Here is a 25,080-nt window from a genome sequence, read left to right as displayed (position 1 = left end):
GGGTTATTCTCCCTGAATATGCGGATGGCGGAGCTGGTCGATCTGGCGGACCAGCTTCGGAAGATCAGACTGCACCGTATCCCAGATAATCTGCCAATCCAGTCGGTCATATTCGTGGACCACAAGATTGCGTAAGCCCCGCATCTTGGCCCAAGCGATCTCCGGCTGCTCGGACGTTATATCGGGAAACCGCGCCTGGATGCGCGCAGCGGCCGCTGCGACCAAAACAAAGGTCATCGCCACCGCATGTTGGCGCAAAACATCGGACTGAAACGCCTCAAAACTCACCCCATCGAGAAAGCCGATGGCTTCGGTCGCCGCCTCCTCCATGTCGATGAGATTATCGAGCAGCCGCTCTTCGGGCGTCATATGGCTCTCGCTTCGGCGAGAATCCGATCGCGCATACGCGCTTTCAAGCCTCCAGAGGTGACGATGTCCACCCGACAGGGCAACAGATCTTCCATCTCCGCCTGCAACCCACCCAGATCAAACAGCGTCATCCCCGGCAGCCCATCGACAAGAATGTCGAGATCGCTGTTCGGGCCGTCCTCACCCCGTGCGACGGAACCGAAGACGCGCGGGTTCGTCGCCTTGTGACGTGCCGTCACATCGCGGATGGCTTGCCTGTTCTTCTCCAGCACTTCGGACGGTCGCATGCTCCATCTCCTGGACCGCAATCATAGAACAAACGCGAAGCGGGAGAAAGCGGCGCGACCATGCCCCAAATGAAAACAGCGCCGGCGTTTCCACCGGCGCTGCAATCTTTAAGCCTCAGCCTGAAATCAGGCGGCAGACTTGGCGTAGTCGGCCGTCGGCACTTCGGCGATCGTCTTCAGGACGACGGAAGCGATCTGGTAGGGGCAGCCCTGGGAGTTCGGGCGACGGTCTTCCAGGTAACCCTTGTAGCCGTTGTTGACGAAGGAATGCGGAACGCGGATCGAGGCGCCACGGTCGGCAACGCCGTAGGAGAACTTGTTCCACGGCGCCGTTTCATGCTTGCCGGTCAGGCGCAGATGGTTGTCCGGACCGTAGACAGCGATATGCTCTTCCCAGTTCTTGCCGAAGGCAGCCATGAGGGCTTCGAAATACTCCTTGCCGCCCACTTCGCGCATGAACTGGGTGGAGAAGTTGCAATGCATGCCCGAGCCGTTCCAGTCGGTATCGCCGAGCGGCTTGCAATGGAATTCGACGTCGATGCCGTACTTTTCGCAAAGGCGGAGCAGCAGGTAGCGGGCGATCCAGATCTGGTCGGCGGCCTTCTTGGAACCCTTGCCGAATACCTGGAATTCCCACTGGCCCTTGGCCACTTCGGCATTGATGCCTTCGTGGTTGATGCCGGCTTCGAGGCAAAGGTCGAGATGCTCTTCGACGATTTCGCGAGCGACCGAGCCGACATTCTTGTAGCCGACGCCGGTGTAGTACGGGCCCTGCGGCGCCGGGTAGCCCTGCTCGGGGAAGCCGAGCGGACGGCCGTTTTCGTAGAAGAAGTATTCCTGCTCGAAACCGAACCAGGCGCCTTCGTCGTCGAGGATCGTGGCGCGGCTGTTGGACGGATGCGGGGTGACGCCGTCGGGCATCATGACTTCGCACATGACGAGAGCGCCGTTGGTGCGAGCCGGATCAGGATAGATGGCGACGGGCTTCAGCACGCAATCCGACGAGTGGCCTTCGGCCTGCATCGTCGAGGAGCCGTCAAAGCCCCAGAGCGGCAGCTGTTCCAGGGTCGGGAAGCTGTCGAATTCCTTGATCTGCGTCTTGCCACGCAGGTTCGCTACCGGCTTGTAGCCATCGAGCCAGATGTACTCGAGCTTAAACTTGGTCATGGTGCTCTCTCTTCAGTCTCGCGCCATTCATGAGCGCAACAGAGGGGTGATTCTCCGGCTTGCCCGGGAGTCGCGAGATAAAATGCAGGAAGCGTGCCAGTTTGCAGCGACCACTGCTGCGGATGGCAATTTTCGCAGGATCGGCCCCGAAAAACCGGACAGCAAAAGGGTTTTCTTAAATACCCTGCGACATAATGACGGAACCTTCGGGCGCCATCAGGGGTTTCCGAGAGGGAAAAGACCAGAAATGCACTGTGATGATTTTAAATTCATCACTTTTTCTGCGCCATATGTGCCCATATTTTAGGCATTTTGCACTTTTGGTGTGCATTTGATTTTTAGACGTGTTAGGGATGGAGCATCGAGACAACACTCGGTGAAACGAGAGGTAGTAGCATGACAACGAACATGGTTCGGGAATCGGCGAAGATCTACGAATTCCCGGTGCGTGACCTGGCCCGGCTCAACGCCATGCGTGAGCGCCAGACGCCGAAACCCGTGATCTACGAGAGCGGTTCGGCTAGCTGGTATCACGAGGAAGCGATCCGCGAGGCCGAACGGGCGCCGAAGCAGTAAGGCCGTCAAGGCATACAAGAAAGCCGCCCGCATTGCGGACGGCTTGAAGCATGCGACGAGCGGGCCCTTGCCCGCTCTTTTCGTTTTCAGAGCAATTCCAGCAAAAGCGGGATCCGGTTTTGCGTCCGGAATGGCGTCAAAACGGACGACTTAAGCCTTGGTGCCGAAGAGGCGCAACCGCATCACACCGCCATCCGGATGCATGGCAATGCGCACATGGGTGACCGGACCGATCTTCTGCACCTGATCGCCCTCGTAGAGATGCTCGGCATCCATCTGCATCTTCTGCCGCGACAGAACGGGCTTCCACTGTTCGGACGCCGCGATTTCCGCCGCGCTGAACGTATCGCCGGCCTCAGGCAGATAGGCGCCGAGCAGCTCGCAGGTATCGGGATAATTCCCCTTGAAGAAATGTGTGTCGATCAGCACGCGGTTGATCACGCCGGCATGGCCGAGCCGGATGATCGCCCAGTCATGCCCTGGGCCGCGGCGACGCTTGGTTTCCCAGCCATCGCCCATGTTGATGCCGCGCCCCGGCGACAGGATCTTGTCGGGATGACCGTAATGCGCATCCGACCAGGCAAGCGATTTCGCGCCATGGAAGATATAGGCGAGGTCGATCTCCTCCGTCGCCCCCACCTTCGACCAGTCGAAATGGGCAGCGCCATAGACGCGCAACCGCGCCACACCGCCATCCGGGTAGATGTTGAGACGCAGATGCGTCCAGACCTTGGACGTGTCGGCATTGGCAAAGAAGTGCTGGGCAGAGGCGCCGAGTGGCGATTTCGCCACGAGTTCCGTCCAGACCGTCTGATCGGTCGGATCGCCGTCCTCGACAAAGGCCGCCTCGATCGAGCCATGCGGCGGATAGTTTCCGGTAAAATAGCGTGTGTCGACATCGAAACCGAAGATCCGGCCCGGCATAGCGAGCCTGACGATCGCCCAGTCATGGCCCGGCACGCGCTTGCGCCGGCTTTCCCAGCCATCCATGTATTTGCCGTTGTCGTCGTAAAGGTCGGGATCGAAGGTCGCGGGATCGTCGTTCAGCATGCGCGACACCGGCGCGAAGAACTCGTCGGAGGTCGAGAGCCCCCGCGCACCGAGCCGGGCCGAGGCGAGATTGACGGCACCGGCCGCAAAATCGGGCAGTGCGACGGTCGAGATATCGAGCATGTCAGTGGGTCTCCGGAAGAAGGCTTTCGAGGCGAAGCTGGGCGATTTTCTCCACCTGCTGGCAGGCGGTGTCGAGTTCCTGATCTCTGGAATTGTTGATGCGCGTCTCGAAGGCCGCGAGAATGTCGTCCTTGGTGAGCCCCCTGACCGCGATGATGAAGGGAAAGCCGAACTTTTCGACATAGGCCGTATTCAGTTCAGTGAAGCGGGCATGCTCGTCCGCCGACAGCCGATCGAGCCCGGCACCGGCCTGTTCGCGCGCGCTGTCCTCGGTCAATCCCCCGGCAATGGCAAGCTTGCCGGCAAGATCCGGATGCGCCCTCAAGACGCCAAGCCGCTCGTCCGCGCTCGCGGTGCGGAAGATCATCGCCAGCGCATCATGCACATCAAGCGCGGTGAGCGGTTCGGCAATCATGCCGGCATCGAAGGCCCGCTCGGCGATGAAGGGAGAATGCTCGAACACGCCGCCGAAACGCTGAACGAAGTCTGCTCTGTCCATGCCATCAATCCAGTATCATGTAACGCCGGAGCAAAGACGCCACGGCAGGTAAGGGCTGCCGCGAAGCAGTCAGCACAAGGAGTAGCCGAGCCCCTGACGCTTGTCGAGTTTCAGTCTGAGGGAGTTGATATCGACCGCCGGACCGAACTCGACGGCTAGCAGCAAGCCTTGATCGGCGGATCTCAGGAGCACAATCTCCCGAGATTTCGAAAGGATAGGTCACGCGATAGCCAGGCGATGTCCGCTATCGCTTTGTCATCGACATGGCGAGCCTCGCCCAGGAGTGAGCGTCTTCAGCTCCGGCGCCCAGGTTGTGGCGTGACGGGTTGGCAATAAATCGCGGTGCCGGCGCCTTCCGGCACAGCGACGGCTTTGGGCGTCTTCTGGCGGGTGGTCGAGGATACCCGCAGCAGGCGCTGGAATTTCGGGCAGTCCATATGCGATTCCGCCTTGCAATCGGCCACATGCCGCAGGGCGTTTCGAAGGGTCGTCAGCTTGCGGATCTGCGCGTCCAGCTGGTCGGCCTTGCCATGCAGGGTCAACCGCGACAGCTCCGGCAGACCGTCGGGACCGAACATGCCCCGCATCTCCTCCAGTGAAAAACCCGCCGTCTTGCCGAGCGCGATCAGCGACAGCTGCATGAGGGCGCGCGGCTCGAACTGGCGGCGAAGCCCGTGTCGGGCGACCGACCGGATAAGCCCCACCTCCTCGTAGTAGCGCAAGGTCGCAGCGGAGACGCCGGCCCTGCGCGCCAGTTCGCCGATATCGAGCAATTTCATCCTTGACCTCAAGTTGACTTGAAGTGGCAGGCTATCTGTCTCCCTTCCACGAGACAACGAGAAACATCATGAAATTCCCTTCTGCCGCGGCCAAAAATCCTGCACTTGTCGTTCTTGCCGGCAGCATGCTTGTCGGTTCGCTCGGCATCAGCCTGGCAACAGTTGCCCTGCCTGCCCTGGCGAAAGCCTTCGCCGCCCCCATCCAGTCGGTACAGTGGGTCATCATCGCCTACCTCGTTGCCGTCACTGCCAGCATCGTCGTGCTCGGCAGACTGGCCGACATCTTCGGTCAGACCCGCGTCCTGATCCTCGGTCTTACGGTCTTTGCGCTGGCATCGCTTGCCTGCGCCCTCGCCCCGTCCCTCTCCGGCCTGATCGCCGCCCGCATTTTCCAGGGCATTGGCGGCGCGGTGCTGATGGCCTTGCCGGTCTCGATGATCCGCACGGTCGTCGCAAAGGAGAAGACAGGCTCGGCCATGGGCCTGCTCGGCACGATGTCGGCCGTGGGCACGGCACTGGGCCCATCGCTTGGAGGCCTGACGATCGAGCGATACGGCTGGAATGCTGGTTTTCTGGCGGTCGGGCTTCTTGGCCTGCTGCTCTTGATACTTGCCATCGCCACCTTTGCCAGACCGACCCGCAGCGCGAGGAGCGCGTCCGGATCGATCGATTGGCTGGGCAGCCTGCTGCTGACGCTGGCGCTCTCGACCTACGCGCTGTCGATGACGGCGGGGAATGGCGCTTTGGATGCCAGGGGGCTCCTCGCGATCACGGTGGTTCTGATCGCTTTGTTTGTCTGGCGCCAGAAGGCGGCGGCAAGTCCGCTCGTGCCCATCGCCCTCGTCGGCGACCGGCGGATCGGTCTCTCCCTGGCCATGAACCTCCTTGTCACCACCGTCATGATGTCGACCCTGGTGGTCGGGCCCTATATGCTGTCGCTCGGCCTCGGGCTTGGTGACTCCTCGATCGGACTTGTGATGGCCATCGGCCCGCTGACCTCTGCGCTTTCAGGGGTTCCGTCCGGGCGCCTGACCGACCGCTATGGCGCGGCACGCATGTTGCCGTTTGGCCTCCTGCAGATCATCGTCGGCCTCGTTGCTCTCGCGATCCTGCCACGCCTCCTCGGTCTCTTGGGGTATGGCCTGGCTCTGGTTCTGCTCACGCCGGGTTTCCAGATCTTCCTGGCCGCCAACAATACCGTCACCATGCAAACGGTGGCGGAAGATCAAAGGGGCGTGCTTTCTGGCCTTCTCGGCCTTTCGCGCAATCTCGGCTTTGTCACCGGCGCATCGGCGATGTCGGGCCTCTTTGCCTATAACCTCGGCGTGGTCGAACTGGGCATGGCAGATCCGGCGCTGGTCGCGGACGCCTTCACCACCACCTTCGTGACGACCACGGCCCTTCCCATCCTCGCTCTCATCGCCGATCGCCTCAGGCGTTGAGCCTCACACCTTCAATTGATAGCCGTTCCGCTCGGGAAACGGCCAGTCGGCCAGCAGCGCCATGTCCGGCCGGTAGATCTCTACCTGCAGCGGATAGCACTTCGCCTCATCGCTCGAATGGCTGGTGCTGCAGTCACCGCCCGGGCAGGCCGAGAGCGCGCCGAGCAGATCGATTTCGGCGAACATTTCGAGGAAATCGCCGGGGCGTACTGGGCTCGCCTTCATGAAATACTGCTGCGTGTCGCGGGTGAAACCGGTGCACATGAAGACGTTCAACACGTCATGCACATGCGGCTCGACCGCCTTGATATCGGCGCCCGTGTGATGGGAAAGCGCCCGGCAGAGATTGGAATGGCAGCAATGGTGATAGTCGCCGCCCGAAAGCAGCCGGTTGGTATAGGGGTCGCAGCGCGTGCCGATCACGTCATGCACCCCGCCGCCGAATTCGTCGAAACCGTACCAGCCGAGCGTGTCATGGCTGATCGTCGCCATGGGGCGAAGCGACGGCAGGTTGCTCCAGAGACGGTTGCCGGTCGTGACATGGGTGGCATGCAGCGCCCGCGTCTTGCCGGAAAAGAAGCGCTCGGAGAGGTCGTTGGCGTTCCACAGATTGAGGTCGCCGACCTGCGGCCCCTCGATGCTGACGATGCGAAAGAAATGCCCCTTCGGCACCTCGAACGTATTGCCTTCGCGCGGCGCAACGATCACTTCGCCGACCTTTTCCATGGTCGCCCGCGCCCGCTCCAGGATGCTCATGTCGGGCGCCTTCAGGGACTCGACCGGATAACACACGACCGGCTTTACCGCCCGGCGGGCAGCCGCGTCGGCGGGAACGGGGATGGTGGCGTTGAAGGGGGACATGGGAGGCTCCGATTGGCGCGGGAATGAGGAATCGCCCGGCAAGTTGCCCGAAGCGCGCGCTGCTGACAACACGACTTCTGCCACCACGAGGTCGTGCACCGCGATGATCGCCTGGAACAAGCAGGCCACACGTTCTGTCACACACAGTTGCTAGAGAATGGGCCGCCAAGATCCCCACATTTGCAAGGAGCAAAGTCATGGCGGACTGTCCCAGCAATTCTTCTCCCATCATTCGTGACGTCATTGCGGCCCGCGCCTCGCGCCGGGCCTTTCTTTCCGGCGCCGCCAGCCTTGGCGCGCTCGCAGCCGGTTCCGGCTTCGTCGGCTCGTTCTTCGCCGAAGAGAGTTTTGCCGCCTCAGCAACCTCCTCGCTCGGCTTCAGCGAATTGAAGCGCATCTACGACAAGGACATGGCCGTGGCACCCGGCTACACGGCGGAAGTGGTCGCGCGTTGGGGCGACCCGATTGCGGCCGATGTCGCCGATTTCTCCGGCGAAGTGCCCTCGGCAGCCGAACAGCTGGTTCGCTTCGGCTACAATTGCGACTACATCGCCTTCATGCCGCTGCCCAAGGGATCGGCCACGGCCGACCACGGCCTGCTCTGCGTCAACAACGAATACATCTCGCCGAACGTGATTTTCGACGGCATGACCGAAGACGATGCCGGCAAGATGATGACGCAGGAACAGGTGGATTTCGGCATGGCCGCCATGGGCCACTCGATTGTCGAAGTGAAGATCGAGAATGGACGCTGGGCCATGGTCAAGGACAGCCCGTTCAACCGTCGCCTGACAGTCGAGACGAAGATGCAGCTGTCCGGCCCCGTCGCCGGCCACGACCTCGTCAAGACCAAGGAAGACCCACAGGGACTGACGGTCAAGGGCACCAACTACAATTGCGGTGGCGGCGTCACCCCCTGGGGAACCGTGCTGACCTGCGAAGAAGGGGCCTCCGACACCTTCGGTGGCAGCACAGCCGGCTCTCCGATCGCCGCGGTTCTCGACCGCTATGGCTTCGACGGTTCGGACTTGTATGGCCGTGCCCGCTTCCATGACCGTTTCGACATGGACAAGGAACCCAACGAACCGAACCGCTTCGACTGGGTGGTGGAGATCGATCCCTACGATCCGCAATCGACACCGATCAAGCGCACGGCCCTTGGCCGCATGAGCCACGAGGCCTCGACCGTCGTGCACAACAAGGACGGCCGGATCGTCGTTTACATGGGTGACGACGACTATTTCGAATACACCTACCGCTTCGTCACGGAAGCCGCCTTCGACCCGGCGCAGCCGGAGACGGCCAAGGACATTCTCGACAAGGGCGTCCTCTCCGTTGCCCGTTTCGATACCGATGGCACGCTGCACTGGCTGCCGCTGGTTCATGGCCAAGGTCCGCTGACCGCCGAAAACGGCTTCGCGTCACAGGCCGACGTGCTGCTGAAGACACGGCTTGCGGCCGATGCCGTCGGCGCAACCCCGATGGACCGGCCGGAAGATTTCGAAACCAATCCGGTGACCGGTCGCGTCTACGCGGTGATGACGAAAAACAAGAAGCGCGAGCAGGACAAGCTCAACCCCGCCAATACCCGGCCTGAAAACCTCTGGGGCCATATCGTCGAACTGATCCCGCCCGGCGGTCGTGGCAAGGATGCCGATCATACGGCAGAGGTCTACCAGTGGGACCTCTTCGTGCTGGCCGGCAATCCCAAGGATGAGGCGACCAAGGCGAGCTTCCATCCGGAAACCTCGGAAAACGGCTGGTTCGTCTGCCCCGACAACATCAGCTTCGACCCTCAGGGTCGTCTCTGGGTCGCAACCGATGGTGCCAATGATTTTGGCCTGCCGGACGGCATCTATGGCATCGACACGGAGGGGTCGGCCCGCGGCCTGCCGAAGCTGCTCTTCACCTGCCCGGCCGGTGCCGAGGCGACCGGCCCCTGCTTCACGCCGGACGGCAAGACGCTCTTCGTGTCCGTCCAGCATCCGGCCGAAGACGCCGAAACGCTCGACAAGGCAACGACGCTGTGGCCGGACTTCACCGGCAAGCTGCCCCGCCCGTCGGTCGTCGCGATCCGCCGCCAGGATGGCGCCGCCGTCGGCGTCTGAGCATCCGAGAACAACCGCCGTCCCTCCCCTTCGGGAGAGGGGCGGCATGCCCGCTGCAGGATCACCACGCCGGCTTGTGAAACTTGTGCCAATGCTCTGCAATCTCGATCCGCTTGGGCACCCAGACCTTCTCATGGCTCGTCACATAATCGATGAACCGCGCCAGCGCCGCAGCCCTCCCCGGTCGACCGACCAGACGGCAATGGAGGCCAACGGACATCATCTTCGGGCTGCCGTTTTTGCCCTCCTCATAGAGCACGTCGAAGGCGTCCTTGAGATAGGTGAAAAACTGGTCGCCGGTGTTGAAACCCTGCGGCGTGGCGAAACGCATGTCGTTGGTCTCAAGCGTATAGGGGATGATCAGGAAGGGTTTACCCTCGAGATCCGGCACCCAGAACGGCAGGTCGTCGGAATAATTGTCTGAGGAGTATAGAAAACCGCCCTCCTCCATCACGAGGCGCAGCGTGTTCATGGAGGGCTTGCCCTGATACATGCCGAGCGGATGCGAGCCGGTCAGCTCTTGATGCAGGCGCACCGCCTCGCGGATATGCTGGCGCTCGACGTCCTCAGGAAAATCCTTGTATTCGAGCCAGCGATAGCCGTGGCTGGCGATCTCCCAGTCGGCTTCCTTCATCGCGGCCACGGCTTCCGGGTTGCGCGCCATGGCGAGTGTGACGCCATAGACGGTGACCGGCACCTTGCGCTCGGTGAACATTCGCCAGAGCCGCCAGAAGCCGGCGCGCGAGCCGTATTCGTAGATCGATTCCATGTTGAGATTGCGCTGGCCGGCCCAGGGCTGGGCGCCGACGATCTCTGACAAGAGGCATTCCGATGCCGGGTCGCCATCGAGAATGCAGCTTTCGCCGCCCTCCTCGTAGTTTACCACGAACTGCACCGCGATCCGCGCATCCCCCGGCCACTTCGGATCGGGAATGTCGCGGCCATAGCCGATCAGGTCGCGGGGATAGGGAGCAGTCGTCATCGGTTCACCTCTCGTGTTTTGACGCGAGGCTATTGGCGACGATGGCAGCTGTCGAGATGGAAAAAGCGGAATTTGCTGCAGCGCAAACCGGTCAGGCAATCTTGCGGCTGGAAACCCGCCCCAGCGGATGCAGCGAATGCACGGTAAACGGCGCGCCCCGCTCAGTTTCGACAAACAGCGCGAGATTGGCCACAACCACGGGCTCGGCGAGCACCGGATCGAAATGGGCCTTCAGACCCTGTTCGATGCGCGGGAAATCCCGTGCCAGAAGCGGGCCGGTCAGCGTCATGTGGAAACGGAACTCGTCCATCACGTAAGGATGGCCCCAGCGGTTGAGGTTGGAGAATTGCGGCGCCGACAGGCGCTCGGGATTGCGCCGCTCGATCTCGGCCTCGCTGAGCGGTGCCCGATAGCCATCGAAGGCCTGCACGACGGCCGCCGCCAGGTGGTCGATGGCGCTGCACGGCCGGTCGAGAATGAGCCCGTAGACTTCTCCGACCCGCCCGACGCTGAGGCCCGACAGCGTCACCGGCTCCAGACTACCGGCAAAATGCATCAGTTCGCGCAGCAGCATCGCCTCATTCGCCCCCTCGTTCAGCCGGAACGGCGCCTTGAAGGTGGCGTGGAAACCGAAACGCCGGGGAAGCGCCGTGTGGAAGGCGATTTCGTGCACGCCGATTCCCTTGAGGCCTGGATGATCCACCGCATGGCCGGAATAGACATTGCGTCCGAGCCAGCCGGCAGCGGCAAGCGTCAGCGGATCGCCGGGCGGCGGCGTGAAGCAGATGGCATAACGCATGTCGAGCACCCCGTGCTGGCTCGGTTCGGGCACTTTAGCAAGTGCCGTTGCAACCCAGTGGTTAGGTGATTTGCATGACAGTATGACGAAACGGGAGGCGTGAAATCTGACAGATGAAGCCTAAGCCGCTCACGACCGCGTGTCGTGCCAGCGTCTTGGTGCTGACCTCGGCCGATCAGCCGAGCGTGGCCGCGACGGCGAGGTGATGGGTGGTCGAAAAACTGGCCGGCAATCCGGCGTCCAGCCCCTGGATTGGCGCGAGCGCCGCGCGCGCCAGCACATGCGCCAGCCCGAAGCTGACCTTGAAACCGCCGGTAAGCGCGATCACCCGCTCGGCCTCGGGATGCGGCCCGACCATCGGATCGCGGTCGATTGCCTTGGGCCTCAGGCCCGCCCAGCGCTCGATCACATCGGCATCGCCGAGCGCGGGCGCAAGCTGCACCGCCCGCGCCACAAGATCATCCAGCTGCCGATCCGTCGAAAACGGCTCGTCGAACCGATCCTCGCTGGTGCTGCCGATCGCGACCTGCCCGCCCTCATGCGGCACGATATAGAGGCCATCGAGATAGAGCAGCGGCAGATCGGGCGCCACCGAAGGTGCCGAAAGAAGCGCCGCCTGCCCTTTCACCGCCTGGCCGAGTGGACGCGGGAGCGCCGGACCAAGGGCAGACAAAAGCGGAAACGAGGCATGTCCAGCAGCCACGATCAGATGGCCGAATCCGATGCTGCTGCCGTCGGACAGGGTGGCACGCGCACCCGTCGTATCAATGGCCTCAACCGCGACGCCTTCCCGAAACGTCACGCGCGGCGATTGCCGCAAGCGGGCAATGAGCATGGCGGTCAGTCCGCGCGGCGAAACGCGCGCCGCAAACGTGTCCGAGACCAGACCCGCCGCCATCACATCGGACGCCGGCCAGCCGTCACCATGCGGCGACCGGTCGATGACGTCCCAGCTGAAACGCACGCCCTGCTGGCTCCAGTTGGTTTCGGCTTCCGCCTGATGCCGTTCGGCAATCTTGCGCAGATGCGGTTTCGGCAGCGGGATCAGACGGCCGGACCGGCGATAGCCGGCGGAAAGTCCGGTCTCGCCCTCCAAAGCTGTTATCGCATGCTCCAGCGAAAGCAGCGCGTCGAATTGCAGCTGTTTCTTGTCGTTCCATTTGTCAGGCATATGCGGCATCAGCGCGCCGAGCAGTCCACCGCTTGCACCGCCCGCAAGCGGTCCGGCATCGACGAGCAGCGTGGCAAGCCCTGCCCGGTCCGCTTCGAGCGCTGCCCAAAGCCCCATGATGCCGCCACCGGCGATCAACACATCCGCAGATGATTGACCCGCGACCACGGGCGATTTATCGGACATGTCATGACCCAATCAAATGAGCTGCCGGCAAACGAGACGCTGGCCAATGCGGCACCGGATACGACCGAAGCGCCCCTGACCTGGCACGACGGCGATATGCCCTATTCGACCGCCTTTGGCGATCACTTTTATTGCCAGACGGATGGTCGTCTCGAATGCGGCCACGTCTTCCTCGCGGGCAACGGCCTCCCGGCGCGCTGGCAGAACGCGGCCGAATTCCGCATCGGCGAGCTCGGCTTCGGCACCGGCTTGAACGCAGCCGAAACCTGGCGCCAGTGGAAGGCGCATCGCGGGCCAAACGGCGGCCTCCATTTCGTTTCATTCGAGCTGCACCCGATGCAGGCTGAAGACATCGACCGCGCCCTGTCGCGCTGGCCGGAGATCGGTGCCGAACGCAAGGCCCTGGTCGCTCGCTGGCCGGAAACGCCGGAAGGCCACGTCGATATCGACCTCGATGCCCAGACCCATCTCACCGTCGTCTGCGGCGACGCCCATGCCAGCCTCGGCGCCAGTGATCTCACCTTCGACGCCTGGTTCCTGGACGGCTTTGCTCCGTCGCGCAACAGCGCCATGTGGTCGGCCGAACTCATGCAACTGGTGTTTGACCGCACGCGGCCCGGCGGAAGCTTCGCCACCTATGCGGCCGCCGGCTTCGTGCGCCGCAATCTGATCGCGGCAGGCTATGCGCTGGAGCGCCGGCCGGGCTTTGCCGGCAAACGCGAAATGCTCTGCGGTATCAGGTCTATCGACTAGAGCTTCCGGCGAAAACGATGGGTCGCCTTCAATGCTCTATATCTTTGTTTTCACGCAATTCCGGACGCAAAACCGCTTCGCACTTTTGCTGGAACTGCTCTAGGAGCCGTCGGCGCGCAGCGCCGCCGGTGCCACCTGTGACCATTCTTCGATCTTGCGCAGCAGCAGTTCCGGCGAAATCGGCTTCGACAGGTAATCATCCATGCCGCAGGCAAGGCAGGCTTCACTGTCGCTTGCCATGGCATGCGCGGTAACCCCGATGATCGGCACGTGTTCGCCCTGCCCTGCGGCCTTTTCCTGCTCGCGGATGATCTCGGTCGCGCGATGGCCGTTCATGACAGGCATCGAGACATCCATCAGGATCAGGTCGGGCCGTTCGCTCTGCCAGGCCGCAAGCGCCACCTCACCGTTCTCCACGATACGATAGGCGATATCGGTACCGGCGAGGATCTGGCGGAAGACGATCTGGTTGACCGGATTGTCTTCGGCGATCAACACCTTGAGCCCGCTGCCTTGGCGAAGCTCTGCTTCGGCGACATTCGCCACGGCCGGCCGACCCGTCGTGACAGCAGGCTCGGCAGCGGCTCTGGATCTGGCAGCCATGACGCCATTCACGCGCGCGCTGCGGATCACGTCGATAATGGCGCCGCGCAGCACGTTGGCACGGGCCGGCTTCATCAGATGCGCCTCGATGCGCAGGCTCTCGAACAGCCGGTCGTCGCCGACCATGTCCATCGACGTCAGGAAGATCAGTGCCGTCTCGTCGAAACGGGGATCATTGCGGATCGCACGGGCCACATCCAGACCGTTCATCTCCGGCATCTGGTAGTCGATCACGACGAGATCGATCGACAGGCCTTCGCGATGGGCCTCGTCCAGTATGGCAAGCCCCGAAGGCCCATCGGGGACCGCAAGACCATCGAACCCCCACATGGCCAGTTGCTCGCTGATGATCCGGCGGTTGATGGCATTGTCGTCGATGACGAGCACGCGCGCGTCCTTGACATTGGGCGGCAATTCCTTCTGCCGGCTGCGCTCGGCCACAACGGGCAAGGGCAGATCGACGATGAAGGTCGAACCTTGTCCGACCTCCGATTCCACCCGCATCTGCCCGCCAAACAGTTTGACCAACCCGCCGGTGATCGCAAGGCCGAGACCGGTTCCCTCATGACGCCGCGTCGATGAGGTGTCGGCCTGGGAAAACTTCTCGAAGATCTTCGCCTGCATCTCCGAGGGAATGCCGATGCCGGTATCCTCGATCTGGAGACGCAGCGTTGCCATTCCCTCCGCCAGAGGCTCGCTTGAAACCTCGACATGCACATGGCCGCGTTCAGTGAACTTGATGGCATTGCCGAGCAGATTGGTGACGATCTGGCGGAAACGCCCGGGATCGCCCATGAAGGTGTGGCGCACCGTCTGGTCGCCGGACACGACGAGCTCGATGTCCTTTTCCGCCGCCGCCGCCGAGAGCAGGGTCGCCACATCCTCGACCGCTTCGACCGGATCGAAGGGCGACTTGCGCAGCTTCATCTGGCCCGCATCGATCTTCGAGAAGTCGAGAATGTCGTTGATGATCGTCAGCAGTGCATTGCCGGATTTCACCACGATGTCGACGAATGTCTTCTGCCGGCTGTCGAGCTCCGATTTCGATAGAAGCTCCGCCATGCCGAGCACCCCATTCATCGGGGTCCGGATTTCATGGCTCATATTCGCGAGGAAGTCTGATTTCGCCTTGTCGGCCGCCTCGGCGCGGGCCAGCAGCACTTCGAGTTCCGCTTCACGGGCTTTCAGCTCTGTGAAATCGGTCAACACGACCACGCAGCTGCGGTCGCTGCCGAATGTCGCTTCCAGCTTGACCCATGTTTTGCCTCCGACGAAGAAGCTCGTCGAAATGGCGGTCGATTGCTGAAGCGCGGACTGCCATTGCGCGAGAATGGCGAAGGCATCGTCGCCGAAGTCGCCCCGCTCGGCGCAATATTGGAAGACCGGCCGCCAGCTTTCGCCTTCGCGCAACAGTCCATCCGGCAGATCGAGGATCCTGCTGAAGGACGGGTTGACCTCCGCGATACGCCCCTGCTCGATCATCAGCAATCCCTGCGACATCATCCGCATGGATTCCTGAACGAAGCCGCCCAGCCGCTCGAGTTGCTGCTGCGCCTCCGTGATTTCCCGTTCACGCTGGCGGATCTCCGTGAGATCCGAATAGGTCAGCAGGATCTTGCGGTCGCGAAGGCGGGTGACGGTCGCCATGACATGTTTGCCATCCGCATAGGCGAGTTCCATCGTGTGGGACCCTTCGAGCGCATCGAATTGTTCGATGCGGCGGCGATAGCCTTCCTCGAAATCCAGCCCAGGCCAGGCGCGCCCTTTCCGGTGGTTGATTTCGCAGTAGAAACGGAAGCTGCGGCCTTCGAGCGGCACATCCTCGGGCCAGTCCCAGATGTCGCGGCATTTGCGGTTGGCGAATTCGACCATGTAGTCGGCCCCAAGGATCACCACGCCGACCGGCATGATGTGAAGCATCGCCAGGATGTCCTGATACAACGCCTCCGACTGTTCCTGGGCCGCCATCAGCGCCGCCTGCCCTTCGCGGATCACCGAGACATCGGTCACGGAGCCAACGAGGTGATGCGTGTTGGTCGACGTCGTGATCCGGCTGAGCCGGGTCATGATGGGGATCTCCCGTCCCGGAAGGCGGATGACGTCGTTGGCGTTTTCGAAGACCTCGCCCTTTTCCAGCACGCGGATATGTTCATCGAGCCGCGTGTCGTGCCACGGGAACATTTCCTCCACGGTCATGCCATAGACGTCTTCGCGCTTGCATTCGTGCAGGCCTTCATAGGCCGCATTGATGTAGATGAGCCGCCGATCCATGTCGCGAATGAACACCGGCATCGGCAACTGCTCCAGCGCCGTGCGATAAAGCAGTGTCTCTTCCTCGCGCTGAAGCAGATCGCTGATATCGGAAAAGGTAATCAGCACACGGTCGCCCGCGAGCCTGCGGCTGCCGCCCGCCAGTGCCCGCCCTGAACGGGTCTTCACATCGATCAGCGGACCATTGTCGAGGCAGCGCAATTGGTCGAGGCGGAAGGCGATCCGTTCCTGGATCTCCTCTTCGCTCGGACCATTCCCGGTGTTTTTGTAGACCAGGCGCAGCAGGTCGCCATAAAACTGGCCCTCCAGGCGCACGTCGGCGCCGAACTCGAACATATCGGTCATGGCAGCGTTGACATATTCGACGATGAGGTCGCGATCGAGAACGATGATGCCAACCGGCAGCGAGGTCATCAGGGACTCGAACTTGTTCTTGAGTTCCTGCGCCTCGCGAGTCGCTGCGATGAGTCTTTCCTCTCCCCTGCTCAACTGCGAAAGATCGGTGATGGAGCCGACGATATAACGCGCGCCGTCCGGCCCGACGACGACACCCGTTCGCGACAGGATCGGGATCTCACGGCCATAGGCCGTGACGAAGATGTCGTGCACCTCCTCCGTCACACCGGTTGCCAGGACGCGAAGATTGCCCTGACGGTAGCTCTCGCCCATCTCCGGAAAATTCGCGAGCTCGTCCCTGCCGAGCAGTTCCGCAAGAGGTCGCCCCGCCATGGCCACATAGGCGGGATTGGCGAAGATGAGCCGATGCTGGCTGTCGCGCACATAGCTGGCGAGCGGATACTGCTCCAGCACGGCCCGGAAGATGTCGAGCTGCGGCGCCCCGGTCGGGGAAAGCGCAGCCGCGGTGTCGTTGGCCATGGGCGGCATTCGGGCTGGCGAGACTGGCTGCGCCTCGGCCTCGACCAGACCGAAGAGATAGAGCCGTTCGTCATCATCGAAGAAACGTTCGATCCTCAGCAGGCGGTGGGGGCCGGAACCGAGGCTGAACGGCACACATTCTTCTTCACCGAACACAAGAACGCGGCGTTCTCTGTCGTCCCGGAAGGCGTCGGCGCCACCGCCGAGAATGTCCTGGTCGCTGCGCCCCGGAAAGCTGGTTTCCGGCAAACCGACGAGGCGCGCAAAAGCGGCATTGACAGCCACATAGCGTAGCTGGCTGTCCTTGACATAGGAAGGCAGCTCCAGCGCGGCGATTTTCTCGCAGACCAAGTTGAGCAAGGCGCTTCCCCGAACCACTATAATTTATCCCCCAAATAAATGACGTGGAATGGTAAACAGCGGGTAACCCCGGATCATCCATCGCTTTAAAAGACAAAACAAATATTGAATCTCCGGGCCAATGTCGTGATCAAGACGGGTGATGTTCCAGATGAGCCGGTTTTTCGTCGCAAACGGCAATGCCTTTTGCGGCCCGAACCTGCGAGACTTGATGTCGAGATTGACACAATGGATCGACCATGAGCGACATTACGACATCCGCCTTGTCCGAGACTGAACCCCAATCCCCAGGCGGCGAGCGCCGCAGGCGCACTGGTGGACGCGGCGGCGATCGCTCCCGCACGGGTGCTGCCGGCAAGTATCGCAATCTCGTCAACCGCCTGACCAAGACCGAGCTGCTCGACCCCTCCGCCCTCGACGATATCCATGAGGCCTCTCTGACCGTTCTCGAAGAGATCGGCATGGACATCATGCTGCCGGAGGCGCGCGCGATCATGAAGGCGCATGGCGCTGACGTCACCGAAGGTTCGGACCGTGTTCGTTTCGATCGCAATCTGATCATGGATATGGTCGCCTCGGTGCCGCGTGAATTCCAGATGTTTGCCCGCAATCCCGAGCGCAACGTCAAGATGGGCGGCAACAACCTCGTCTTCGCCCAGATCGCCTCTGCCCCCTTCGTCGCTGACCGCGAGGGTGGCCGCCGCGCCGGCAATCAGGAAGACTTCCGCAAGCTCGTGAAGCTCGCCCAGTGTTACGACGTGATCCATACGACCGGCGGCTATCCGGTCGAGCCGATCGACATCCACGCCTCGGTCCGCCACCTCGACTGCCTGTCCGACATGGTGAAGCTGACCGACAAGGTCTTCCATTGCTATTCGCTCGGCAAGCAGCGCAATCTCGACGCCATCGAGATCGCCCGCATCGGTCGGGGTATCTCGATGGAGCAGATGGAGAGCGAGCCCTCGCTCTTCACCATCATCAATTCGTCTTCGCCGCTGCGCCTCGATGGCCCGATGCTTCAAGGCATCATCGAAATGTCGTCGCGCGGCCAAGTCGTCGTGATGACACCTTTCACGCTCGCCGGCGCCATGGCCCCCGTCACCATCGCCGGCGCCGTCGTCCAGCAAAATGCCGAAGCGCTCTGCGGCATCGCATTCACCCAGATGGTCAAACGCGGCGCGCCTGTTGTCTATGGCGGCTTCACCTCGAATGTCGACATGAAGACGGGAGCGCCCGCCTTCGGCACGCCGGAATACATGAAGGCCGTCATCGTCGGCGGCCAACTCGCCCGCCGCTACGGTTTCCCCTACCGCACGTCCAACACCAATGCCGCCAATACGCTGGACGCCCAGGCAGCCTACGAATCCGCCTTCTCGCTCTGGGCGCTGACCCAGGGCGGTGGCAATTTCATCATGCATTCCGCCGGCTGGACGGAAGGCGGCCTGACCGCCTCCTTCGAAAAATTCATCCTCGACGTCGACATGCTGCAGATGGTCGCCGAATTCCTGACACCGCTCGATGTCAGCCAGGATGCGCTGGCGCTCGACGCGGTGCGCGAAGTCGGCCCCGGTGGCCATTTCTTCGGCACGGCACACACGCTCGCCCGCTACGAGACCGCCTTCTACTCGCCGATCCTCTCGGACTGGCGCAATTTCGAGACCTGGACGGAAGCGGGCCGCCCGACCACCTACGACCACGCCAACCGGGTCTTCAAGGAAAAGCTGGCCTCGTACGAGCGCCCGCCGATCGATCCGGCCGTCGAGGAAGAGCTCGACGCCTTCGTCGCGAAACGTAAGGCCGAAGGCGGGGTTGCGACGGATTTCTGAGGCGTCAGGCCAACTGCTTCAAGTAGGACTGATAGGTCTGGTGCGGTTCAGGCTCGAACCGGTCGCCCATCACCTTCCAGTCCTCCACCCGGTCGAGGCGGAAATCGCGAAAGCCGTCTCGCATCTCGCACCAGGCGGTCATCACCCAGATCGCGCCGAAGACGGAAAGACCGAGCGGCCAGACGATGCGCTGGCTGCGCTCGCCGGGCAGCGAGTGATAGGCGATCCAGACCTTGCGTTTTGACGAAAGCGCCGAACGCACATCGCCCAGACAGGCCGGCACCTCAGGCTGCACGGATGAACGGAAGGCATGGATCGGCGCCGAAATCAGCCGTTCGGCGTGTTCCATCGGCAACATGCCGAGCATCTTCTCCCTGGCCTCCCGCGCCGCCTGGCCAAGCCTCGGGTCACCCAGCATTTCGACGGCCCGCAGCCCAAACGCCAGCGCCTCCAGCTGTTCGAAGGTAAAGGTCAGCGGCGGCGCATCGAAGGCCTCGCGCAGCATGTAGCCGACGCCGCGCTCGCCCTCGATCGGTGCACCCGAAGCGATCAGATGGTCCATGTCGCGATAAATGGTGCGCGGCGCCACCTCCATTTTCTCGGCAATTTCGGCCGCCGTCATGGCGCGACCGGTGGAGCGCATCAGCTGGATGATCCGGAAAAGGCGGTCCGCAGGGCGCATGGAAAGGACTCAATGAAGGTTATGGCCAGAAGGTTGTCAGTTGGGCCGTGTTAGGTCAAGCATCATCACCCCACGGAGGAGCCGAATGACCGAAAACACCATTCTCGAACTCGCCATTTGCACCGTCGCCAACAAGCCGGCCGCAGTCGAGGCCCGCCGCGCGGCGATGCAGGCCGTGCGCCATTATCCAGGTTTCGTCCGCTGGCGCGCCCTCAACGCTCTGGAACAGGGCGACATGATCGCCGATCTCGTTGAATGGACCGACAAGGCCAGCGCCGATGCGGCAGCGATGAAGGTCCAGACCGATCCCGCCTTTGCCCCCTACATGGCGGCAATCACGGGTGTTACCCTGATGCAGCACTTCGAGACGCAAGGGACGATCTGAGCATCGATGGCCGAAGCCCTGAAACATTTGATCGGCCCACACACGGCCCGCGATACGGCCGATGCCGTGGCGCGGGCCTGGGGGGCCTTCGACAGCAGCGCTTTCCTCGCCGACATCCTGCCGGCACTGGACGCACTCGAGCTCATGCAACGCGGCCAGTGCATCGCCGACGCGCTGCACCGCCATCTGCCGGACGATTTCGAGGCGGCGGCGGCGATCCTGCAGGACTGCCTGCCGGCACCGGATAGAACGGGGCTGAGCGGATGGGCGTTGCTCTCGTTCAACCAGTATATCGCGGCCCATGGTCGGGGCCACGTCGAGACCGCCCTTGCGCTCTTGAAGACGCTCACGCCGCATTTCACCGCCGAATTCGGCATTCGCACCTTCATCTCCGACCAACAGGAAAAGGCTCTCGCGATCATTTCAGGCTGGGTGACCGACCCGAACCATCATGTCCGGCGCCTTGCCAGCGAAGGCACCCGCCCCCGCCTGCCCTGGGCCATGCGCCTGCCGAGACTGGTGCAGGATCCCGCCCCCATCCTGCCTATCCTCGAAGCCTTGATCGATGACGAGGAAGATTACGTCCGCCGTTCGGTCGCCAACAGCCTCAACGACATCGCCAAGGATCACGCGGATCTCGTCGCCGATTTCGTCGAGCGCCATCGGGCCGGCGCCTCGAAAAACCGGCTCTGGCTTCTAAAACATGCCTCGCGCACCCTGGTGAAGAAGGGGCACGTCAAGGCGCTTGCCAATTTCGGCTATGAACCGGTGTCGGACGTGTCCGTCGCGCTGGATCTGGCGAGCGACCGCATCCCCTTTCCGGGCGAACTCGGCTTCCGCATCCACCTGGCCAATACCGGAGCATCGACCCGGACCGTGCTGATCGACTACGCGATCCACCATCAGAAGAAGGATGGCTCGCTCACGCCCAAAGTCTTCAAGGGCAAGAGCCTTGTATTGGCGGCCGGCGAAAGGGTCACCATGGAGAGGCGCCACCCGCTTCGCCCGATCACCACCCGTGTCTATCACACTGGCCGGCACGGGCTGGAGATCCTGTTGAACGGCGCCTCCGTCGCAAGGCAAGATTTTCACCTCGATCTCGGGGGGAAAGAAACGGCATGAGCGAGCCCGGCCATGAGATCCGGTTCGAGGCCGAGGTGATCCGCTTCAATGGTCCCGGCGGCTGGCATGGCGTCTTCCTGCCGGTGGATGCCGCATCGGAAGTCCGCTTCTTCGGCCGCGCCACTGCCCTCGGCGCAATCGCCGTCAGGGCACGGATCGGCGCCAGCGATGTCAAGACCTCGCTGTTTCCCGACAAGCGCCGCGACAGTTATCTCCTGCCGCTGAAAGCCAGCCTGCGCCACAGCGAAAACATTGGGGAGGGTGACCTGATCAAGGTCACCCTCCATCTCGATCTATGATGCACCGCTGCCAGGACATCACTCCGCGCGCTTCTTGCCGGTGATCATCGCCCGCACCAGGTTCTCCTTGTGCTCGAGGCTCGCGAGAACCACGCCGGCGATATGCATGCCGATCAGGCCGAGCGTCGCATAGACCAGAACCTTATGCGTATCCTCGACCCATTCGATGCCCCAATAGGCATCGGTGGTCATCATATAGCCCGTGGTCACGATACCGGCGATCATCACAAGCAGGGCGATCACCATGGCCCCGCCGGCCGGATTGTGGCCGATATAGCGCTTGGCCCGCATCGCGGCTGTATCCGCCAGAAACCGCAACACGGTGAGCGGGCTGTAGACGAAGCTGGAAAAGCGGGCATGCTCGGTCCCGATCAGGCCCCAGAGAACCCGGAAGGTGATGAGCGCCCCGATCACATAGCCGGAGATGATATGCGCATCCTTCCATTCGTCACCAGTCAGGAAGGAAAAGGCGAAGAAGCCGACCAGCGCCCAGTGAAACAGGCGCACGAAGGGGTCCCAGACCGCAACCAGGGCCGGCCGCGCGCGGCGGCCGGACTGCAGGTTGCCGGGCACGCTGTGCTCGGCGTTTGCCATCACTCGGCTCCAACCTGTTCGCCGGTGGCAGGGTTGAAGATCGCTTCGACCTTCTTGCCGTCCTTGATGCCGTAGACTTCGTAGCAGCCGTCTTCGACCTTCACCTGGCGCACGTCGTAGCCCATGTCGGTGGCCTTCGCCTTCATGGCCTCTTCAGTCATCCACGTGTCCTTCGGCGCGTCGCACTTGGTGCTTTCGTCTTCGGCCTGGGCAAAGCCGGCAAAGGAGGCGAAGGTGATGAGCGAGAGAGCAATGAGCTTTTTCATAGGAGGTGTCCTCGTAAAGACGACGGGGCGGGATTGCCTTGCGTCGTTGAACAGAACTTATGAGACACGGGCTGAGCGTTACCTGACGTCGATTGTCAGCGAAATTTCAGCTTTCTGATGATAAGAAAGAGGGATGATCCCGATCCCGCGCCCATCCTTTTCCCGTCTTGCGGTCCGCCTCGCCACCTGTGCCCTGATCGGCCTTGTCGCCGCGGTCCCGGCCGGCATGCCGGCCAAGGCGGATGAAGATGCGCACGAAAGCGCCCATGACGAAGTCCGGGACGGCGTGGCGAGCGGCCGGATCAAATCGCTGGCGGAACTGCGCCGCACCGTTCTCTCCAGAGTTCCGGGCGACATCGTCTCGGCTCGCGTCGAACAGGAGCATGGCCTGGACCTCTACGAGTTTCGCGTGCTGCGGGCCGATGGTCGGCTCGTCGAGGTGGAGGTCGATGCCGGCTCTGGCGAGATCCGCGAGATCGAGAACGACTGATGCGCATTCTTTTGATCGAAGACGACCCGCGCATCGCGCGCGACGTGACCACCCATCTGGAGCGGGACGGCTATGTCGTCGTGCATGAGACCGATGGCGAGGCCGGCTGGTTTACAGGCGACGAAGAGGATTTCGCCGCCGTCGTGCTCGATCTCGGCCTGCCCGGCATGGATGGCCTTGCCGTGCTCAAGCGCTGGCGCAATGCCGGCCGGCGCATGCCGGTCCTCGTGCTCACCGCGCGCGGAAACTGGCAGGAGCGGGTCGAAGGTATCGATGCCGGCGCCGACGACTATCTGCCCAAACCCTTCCAGATGGCGGAACTGCTCGCCCGGCTGCGGGCCATCATCCGCCGGACCGCCGGCCAGGCAAGCCCGGTGCTGGAATTCGGCGACATCGCCATCGACACCCGCAACAAGTCGGTCAGCCTTGCCGGCCTGCCGGTCGACATGACCCCGCTCGAATATCGCTGCCTGAGCCATCTGGCGATGAATGCCGACCGCCATGTCTCCCAGGCGGAACTGACGGAACAGCTCTATGCCCAGGACTTTGAACGCGACAGCAACTCGGTCGAAGTCCTGATCGGGCGCCTGCGCCGCAAGCTCGGGCGCGATGCGATCACCACCCGGCGGGGCTTCGGCTACAGGATGGGCGGCCCCGACACGTGATCCAGTCGATCCGCACCCGCTTCGTCCTGGTCTCACTGTTCAGCGTCACCGCGGCTCTGTCGCTCGCGGCCTTCGTCTTCGTCGAACTCTTCACCCGCAGCATCGAGCACCGTCTCGACCAGGAACTGACCGACCATCTCAACAACATCGCCGGCCAGATCGAATTCGCCCCTGACGCTACGGTCCGCCTGCCCGATCGCCCGACCGACATCCGTTTTTCCACCCCCTATGGCGGCCTTTACTGGCAGATGACCGACGACAAGCGTGGCACCCAGCTGCGCTCGCCATCGCTCTGGGACTACACGCTCTCCCTGCCTGATGATCCGCAGGAGACCGGCACGGTCCACCGCTACGACCTGCCCGGCCCCGATGGCGAAACCCTGCTCGTGCAGGAGCGCAAGGTCATCGCCAAGGCGCCGGATGGGGAAAGACCGCTGCGCCTCGCCGTTGCAATCGACACGGCCACGGTGACCGAAGCGCGGCAGGCCTTTGTCGCCGACATCATCCCTTATCTTCTGGCCCTCGCCGCCTTTCTCGTCGCCGCCTCCCTGGCGCAGCTCACCTTTGGCCTGAAACCGCTCTCCGCCATTGGAGACGGTCTGGAGCGCATCCGCGCCCGCAAGGCGACCCGTCTCACCGGCCCCCTGCCCGGCGAGTTGAAGCCGATGGTCGACGCGATGAACCGCCTGCTCGACGACCAGGACGCGCTGATTGCCCGCGCCCGTGCCCGCTCGGCCGACCTTGCCCATGGCCTGAAGACCCCGCTTACCGTGCTCGCCAATGACGCGGAAACGCTCAAGGAGCGCGGCGAGACCGAGATCGGCGCCGAACTCGCGCATCTGGCCGGCGTCATGCGCAACCATGTCGACCGCGAACTCGCCCGCAGCCGGATTGCCGCCACCGCCAGCCTGCGCAGCGCCGATGCCGATCTCGGAACATGCGTCGCGATGATCGTGCGCACGCTGAAACGCACGCCTGACGGTGAACGTCTGGCCTGGACCATCGACGTTCCGGATGCGCTGAACCTCAGCGTCGATCCGAGCGACCTGCAGGAACTGATTGGCAATATCACCGAAAACGCCGTCAAATGGGCAAGGAGCCGGATCGATATCCAAGCCAGCGCCTCCCCCGCCGGCGTGACGCTGATTGTCGCCGATGACGGCCCTGGCGTCGGCGAGGCGGACTTAAAGCGCATGACCGAGCGTGGCGTGCGCCTGGATACCCGCATCGCCGGCACCGGCATTGGGCTTTCCATCGTCAGCGACATTGCCGAGGTCTATGGCATCGACGTCAAAATCGAGAATGGCGACATCTCGGGCCTGCGCGTCACATTGCGCTTCGCCCCCCCGCAGGCCCGGTCAAACGGCTGAAATGGGAAGCAAATCCGGCCCCCGGACGGGAGGTGTCTGGCACCTCCTTCCTTTCGCAGTGCAAAAGAAATCTTGACTTCTGTCGCGAACAGGCCCATTTGCAGGTCAGCTTTTACCTT

25 protein-coding genes are annotated in these 25,080 nt (G+C 62.7%); 11 read left to right on the top strand and 14 right to left on the bottom strand.

The genetic code is table 11. The features are described 5' to 3' along the window. Positions 1-3: 3 nt before the first annotated feature. The 3 genes from DFO46_RS03855 to DFO46_RS03845 all read right to left on the bottom strand — a co-directional run bounded on the left by DFO46_RS03855 (position 4) and on the right by DFO46_RS03845 (position 1,823). Complete coding sequence (locus DFO46_RS03855) at positions 4-369, bottom strand: HepT-like ribonuclease domain-containing protein (RefSeq protein WP_110792008.1); 366 nt, start codon at positions 367-369, stop codon at positions 4-6. Further along, positions 366-656: a nucleotidyltransferase family protein gene (locus DFO46_RS03850; protein WP_110792006.1), complete on the bottom strand. Its 291-nt coding sequence runs from the start codon at positions 654-656 to the stop codon at positions 366-368. Before DFO46_RS03850 ends, DFO46_RS03855 begins: the two co-directional genes overlap by 4 nt. 126 nt (positions 657-782) lie before the next feature. Beyond that, a complete protein-coding gene (locus DFO46_RS03845; protein WP_110792004.1) occupies positions 783-1,823 on the bottom strand; it encodes a glutamine synthetase beta-grasp domain-containing protein in 1,041 nt (346 codons plus the stop codon). A 396-nt stretch (positions 1,824-2,219) separates the two neighbouring features. Between DFO46_RS03845 and DFO46_RS03840 the strand changes: the two genes are divergently transcribed. Next, complete coding sequence (locus DFO46_RS03840) at positions 2,220-2,399, top strand: DUF2735 domain-containing protein (protein WP_054148428.1); 180 nt, start codon at positions 2,220-2,222, stop codon at positions 2,397-2,399. 150 nt (positions 2,400-2,549) lie between these two features. On the opposite strand, the gene alc is transcribed toward DFO46_RS03840, so the two are convergent. The 3 genes from alc to DFO46_RS03825 all read right to left on the bottom strand — a co-directional run bounded on the left by alc (position 2,550) and on the right by DFO46_RS03825 (position 4,850). Beyond that, on the bottom strand, positions 2,550-3,572 hold the full coding sequence (gene alc / locus DFO46_RS03835) for an allantoicase (protein ID WP_120276387.1): 1,023 nt from the start codon (positions 3,570-3,572) through the stop codon (positions 2,550-2,552). Position 3,573: 1 nt separating this feature from the next. Beyond that, positions 3,574-4,071, bottom strand: coding sequence for a 2-oxo-4-hydroxy-4-carboxy-5-ureidoimidazoline decarboxylase (gene uraD / locus DFO46_RS03830; protein ID WP_120276386.1), 498 nt, complete (start codon positions 4,069-4,071; stop codon positions 3,574-3,576). Between the two features lie 293 nt (positions 4,072-4,364). After that, a complete protein-coding gene (locus DFO46_RS03825; protein WP_120276385.1) occupies positions 4,365-4,850 on the bottom strand; it encodes a helix-turn-helix domain-containing protein in 486 nt (161 codons plus the stop codon). Positions 4,851-4,918: 68 nt separating this feature from the next. On the opposite strand from DFO46_RS03825, the gene DFO46_RS03820 reads away from it, so the two are divergent. Next, positions 4,919-6,292, top strand: a complete 1,374-nt coding sequence (locus DFO46_RS03820; RefSeq protein WP_120276384.1) for an MFS transporter — start codon at positions 4,919-4,921, stop codon at positions 6,290-6,292. Positions 6,293-6,295: 3 nt separating this feature from the next. On the opposite strand, the gene DFO46_RS03815 is transcribed toward DFO46_RS03820, so the two are convergent. After that, on the bottom strand, positions 6,296-7,153 hold the full coding sequence (locus DFO46_RS03815) for a DUF1989 domain-containing protein (protein WP_120278128.1): 858 nt from the start codon (positions 7,151-7,153) through the stop codon (positions 6,296-6,298). Between the two features lie 197 nt (positions 7,154-7,350). On the opposite strand from DFO46_RS03815, the gene DFO46_RS03810 reads away from it, so the two are divergent. After that, entirely contained in the window at positions 7,351-9,261 is a 1,911-nt protein-coding gene (locus tag DFO46_RS03810) for a PhoX family phosphatase (RefSeq protein ID WP_120276383.1), read from the top strand. Positions 9,262-9,322: 61 nt separating this feature from the next. Here the strand turns inward: DFO46_RS03810 and puuE are convergent, their stop codons facing one another. The 3 genes from puuE to DFO46_RS03795 form a co-directional block, all read right to left on the bottom strand. Continuing rightward, positions 9,323-10,243, bottom strand: coding sequence for an allantoinase PuuE (puuE, locus tag DFO46_RS03805; protein ID WP_120276382.1), 921 nt, complete (start codon positions 10,241-10,243; stop codon positions 9,323-9,325). 91 nt (positions 10,244-10,334) lie between these two features. Continuing rightward, positions 10,335-11,042 (bottom strand): DUF1045 domain-containing protein, encoded by a 708-nt coding sequence (locus DFO46_RS03800; protein WP_120278127.1) that lies wholly within the window; start codon positions 11,040-11,042, stop codon positions 10,335-10,337. Positions 11,043-11,217: 175 nt separating this feature from the next. Continuing rightward, positions 11,218-12,399, bottom strand: coding sequence for an FAD-binding oxidoreductase (locus tag DFO46_RS03795; protein ID WP_120276381.1), 1,182 nt, complete (start codon positions 12,397-12,399; stop codon positions 11,218-11,220). A 96-nt stretch (positions 12,400-12,495) separates the two neighbouring features. On the opposite strand from DFO46_RS03795, the gene mnmD reads away from it, so the two are divergent. Then, positions 12,496-13,152 (top strand): tRNA (5-methylaminomethyl-2-thiouridine)(34)-methyltransferase MnmD, encoded by a 657-nt coding sequence (mnmD, locus tag DFO46_RS03790; protein WP_245422594.1) that lies wholly within the window; start codon positions 12,496-12,498, stop codon positions 13,150-13,152. A 99-nt stretch (positions 13,153-13,251) separates the two neighbouring features. Here mnmD and DFO46_RS03785 read toward each other — a convergent pair whose 3' ends face one another. Continuing rightward, positions 13,252-17,262, bottom strand: a complete 4,011-nt coding sequence (locus DFO46_RS03785; protein ID WP_120276379.1) for a response regulator — start codon at positions 17,260-17,262, stop codon at positions 13,252-13,254. Positions 17,263-17,501: 239 nt separating this feature from the next. Here DFO46_RS03785 and DFO46_RS03780 point away from each other — a divergent pair, with 239 nt between their 5' ends. Continuing rightward, positions 17,502-19,088, top strand: coding sequence for a trimethylamine methyltransferase family protein (locus tag DFO46_RS03780; protein WP_120276378.1), 1,587 nt, complete (start codon positions 17,502-17,504; stop codon positions 19,086-19,088). Between the two features lie 4 nt (positions 19,089-19,092). Here the strand turns inward: DFO46_RS03780 and DFO46_RS03775 are convergent, their stop codons facing one another. Further along, complete coding sequence (locus tag DFO46_RS03775; RefSeq protein ID WP_120276377.1) at positions 19,093-19,770, bottom strand: YafY family protein; 678 nt, start codon at positions 19,768-19,770, stop codon at positions 19,093-19,095. 85 nt (positions 19,771-19,855) lie between these two features. On the opposite strand from DFO46_RS03775, the gene DFO46_RS03770 reads away from it, so the two are divergent. Genes DFO46_RS03770 through DFO46_RS03760 form a run of 3 tightly spaced genes read left to right on the top strand, consistent with a single transcriptional unit; the run spans position 19,856 to position 21,576 of the window. Then, positions 19,856-20,155, top strand: a complete 300-nt coding sequence (locus DFO46_RS03770) for a hypothetical protein (protein WP_120276376.1) — start codon at positions 19,856-19,858, stop codon at positions 20,153-20,155. Positions 20,156-20,161: 6 nt separating this feature from the next. Then, on the top strand, positions 20,162-21,277 hold the full coding sequence (locus tag DFO46_RS03765; protein ID WP_120276375.1) for a DNA alkylation repair protein: 1,116 nt from the start codon (positions 20,162-20,164) through the stop codon (positions 21,275-21,277). Next, on the top strand, positions 21,274-21,576 hold the full coding sequence (locus DFO46_RS03760) for a DUF1905 domain-containing protein (protein WP_120276374.1): 303 nt from the start codon (positions 21,274-21,276) through the stop codon (positions 21,574-21,576). The genes DFO46_RS03765 and DFO46_RS03760 overlap by 4 nt, the downstream gene beginning before the upstream one ends. 18 nt (positions 21,577-21,594) lie before the next feature. Here the strand turns inward: DFO46_RS03760 and DFO46_RS03755 are convergent, their stop codons facing one another. Continuing rightward, a complete protein-coding gene (locus tag DFO46_RS03755; RefSeq protein WP_110791976.1) occupies positions 21,595-22,170 on the bottom strand; it encodes a cytochrome b/b6 domain-containing protein in 576 nt (191 codons plus the stop codon). Next, entirely contained in the window at positions 22,170-22,436 is a 267-nt protein-coding gene (locus DFO46_RS03750) for a PepSY domain-containing protein (RefSeq protein WP_120276373.1), read from the bottom strand. Before DFO46_RS03750 ends, DFO46_RS03755 begins: the two co-directional genes overlap by 1 nt. A gap of 133 nt (positions 22,437-22,569) precedes the next feature. Between DFO46_RS03750 and DFO46_RS03745 the strand changes: the two genes are divergently transcribed. Genes DFO46_RS03745 through DFO46_RS03735 form a run of 3 tightly spaced genes read left to right on the top strand, consistent with a single transcriptional unit; the run spans position 22,570 to position 24,961 of the window. Continuing rightward, entirely contained in the window at positions 22,570-22,926 is a 357-nt protein-coding gene (locus tag DFO46_RS03745) for a PepSY domain-containing protein (protein WP_120276372.1), read from the top strand. After that, on the top strand, positions 22,926-23,591 hold the full coding sequence (locus tag DFO46_RS03740) for a response regulator transcription factor (protein ID WP_120276371.1): 666 nt from the start codon (positions 22,926-22,928) through the stop codon (positions 23,589-23,591). The genes DFO46_RS03745 and DFO46_RS03740 overlap by 1 nt, the downstream gene beginning before the upstream one ends. Continuing rightward, entirely contained in the window at positions 23,588-24,961 is a 1,374-nt protein-coding gene (locus DFO46_RS03735; RefSeq protein ID WP_120276370.1) for a HAMP domain-containing sensor histidine kinase, read from the top strand. Before DFO46_RS03740 ends, DFO46_RS03735 begins: the two co-directional genes overlap by 4 nt. Positions 24,962-25,080: the final 119 nt, after the last annotated feature.

Source organism: Rhizobium sp. AG855 (assembly GCF_003610655.1).
GTDB lineage: Bacteria > Pseudomonadota > Alphaproteobacteria > Rhizobiales > Rhizobiaceae > Allorhizobium > Allorhizobium wuzhouense.
The sequence above is the reverse complement of the archived record's forward strand: the minus strand, read 5'-3'. Positions and strand labels throughout refer to the sequence as shown.

Bases quoted from the DNA above. Each gene is read 5' to 3' on its own strand.
- DFO46_RS03820 (WP_120276384.1), top strand. From the start codon at position 4,919: ATGAAATTCCCTTCTGCCGCGGCCAAAAATCCTGCACTTGTCGTTCTT.
- DFO46_RS03855 (WP_110792008.1), bottom strand. From the start codon at position 369: ATGACGCCCGAAGAGCGGCTGCTCGATAATCTCATCGACATGGAGGAG.
- DFO46_RS03810 (WP_120276383.1), top strand. From the start codon at position 7,351: ATGGCGGACTGTCCCAGCAATTCTTCTCCCATCATTCGTGACGTCATT.
- DFO46_RS03755 (WP_110791976.1), bottom strand. From the start codon at position 22,170: ATGGCAAACGCCGAGCACAGCGTGCCCGGCAACCTGCAGTCCGGCCGC.
- DFO46_RS03800 (WP_120278127.1), bottom strand. From the start codon at position 11,042: ATGCGTTATGCCATCTGCTTCACGCCGCCGCCCGGCGATCCGCTGACG.
- alc (WP_120276387.1), bottom strand. From the start codon at position 3,572: ATGCTCGATATCTCGACCGTCGCACTGCCCGATTTTGCGGCCGGTGCC.
- DFO46_RS03775 (WP_120276377.1), bottom strand. From the start codon at position 19,770: ATGCGCCCTGCGGACCGCCTTTTCCGGATCATCCAGCTGATGCGCTCC.
- DFO46_RS03750 (WP_120276373.1), bottom strand. From the start codon at position 22,436: ATGAAAAAGCTCATTGCTCTCTCGCTCATCACCTTCGCCTCCTTTGCC.
- uraD (WP_120276386.1), bottom strand. From the start codon at position 4,071: ATGGACAGAGCAGACTTCGTTCAGCGTTTCGGCGGCGTGTTCGAGCAT.
- DFO46_RS03760 (WP_120276374.1), top strand. From the start codon at position 21,274: ATGAGCGAGCCCGGCCATGAGATCCGGTTCGAGGCCGAGGTGATCCGC.
- DFO46_RS03765 (WP_120276375.1), top strand. From the start codon at position 20,162: ATGGCCGAAGCCCTGAAACATTTGATCGGCCCACACACGGCCCGCGAT.
- mnmD (WP_245422594.1), top strand. From the start codon at position 12,496: ATGCCCTATTCGACCGCCTTTGGCGATCACTTTTATTGCCAGACGGAT.
- DFO46_RS03795 (WP_120276381.1), bottom strand. From the start codon at position 12,399: ATGTCCGATAAATCGCCCGTGGTCGCGGGTCAATCATCTGCGGATGTG.
- DFO46_RS03770 (WP_120276376.1), top strand. From the start codon at position 19,856: ATGACCGAAAACACCATTCTCGAACTCGCCATTTGCACCGTCGCCAAC.
- puuE (WP_120276382.1), bottom strand. From the start codon at position 10,243: ATGACGACTGCTCCCTATCCCCGCGACCTGATCGGCTATGGCCGCGAC.
- DFO46_RS03825 (WP_120276385.1), bottom strand. From the start codon at position 4,850: ATGAAATTGCTCGATATCGGCGAACTGGCGCGCAGGGCCGGCGTCTCC.
- DFO46_RS03780 (WP_120276378.1), top strand. From the start codon at position 17,502: ATGAGCGACATTACGACATCCGCCTTGTCCGAGACTGAACCCCAATCC.
- DFO46_RS03845 (WP_110792004.1), bottom strand. From the start codon at position 1,823: ATGACCAAGTTTAAGCTCGAGTACATCTGGCTCGATGGCTACAAGCCG.
- DFO46_RS03745 (WP_120276372.1), top strand. From the start codon at position 22,570: ATGATCCCGATCCCGCGCCCATCCTTTTCCCGTCTTGCGGTCCGCCTC.
- DFO46_RS03850 (WP_110792006.1), bottom strand. From the start codon at position 656: ATGCGACCGTCCGAAGTGCTGGAGAAGAACAGGCAAGCCATCCGCGAT.
- DFO46_RS03840 (WP_054148428.1), top strand. From the start codon at position 2,220: ATGACAACGAACATGGTTCGGGAATCGGCGAAGATCTACGAATTCCCG.
- DFO46_RS03815 (WP_120278128.1), bottom strand. From the start codon at position 7,153: ATGTCCCCCTTCAACGCCACCATCCCCGTTCCCGCCGACGCGGCTGCC.
- DFO46_RS03740 (WP_120276371.1), top strand. From the start codon at position 22,926: ATGCGCATTCTTTTGATCGAAGACGACCCGCGCATCGCGCGCGACGTG.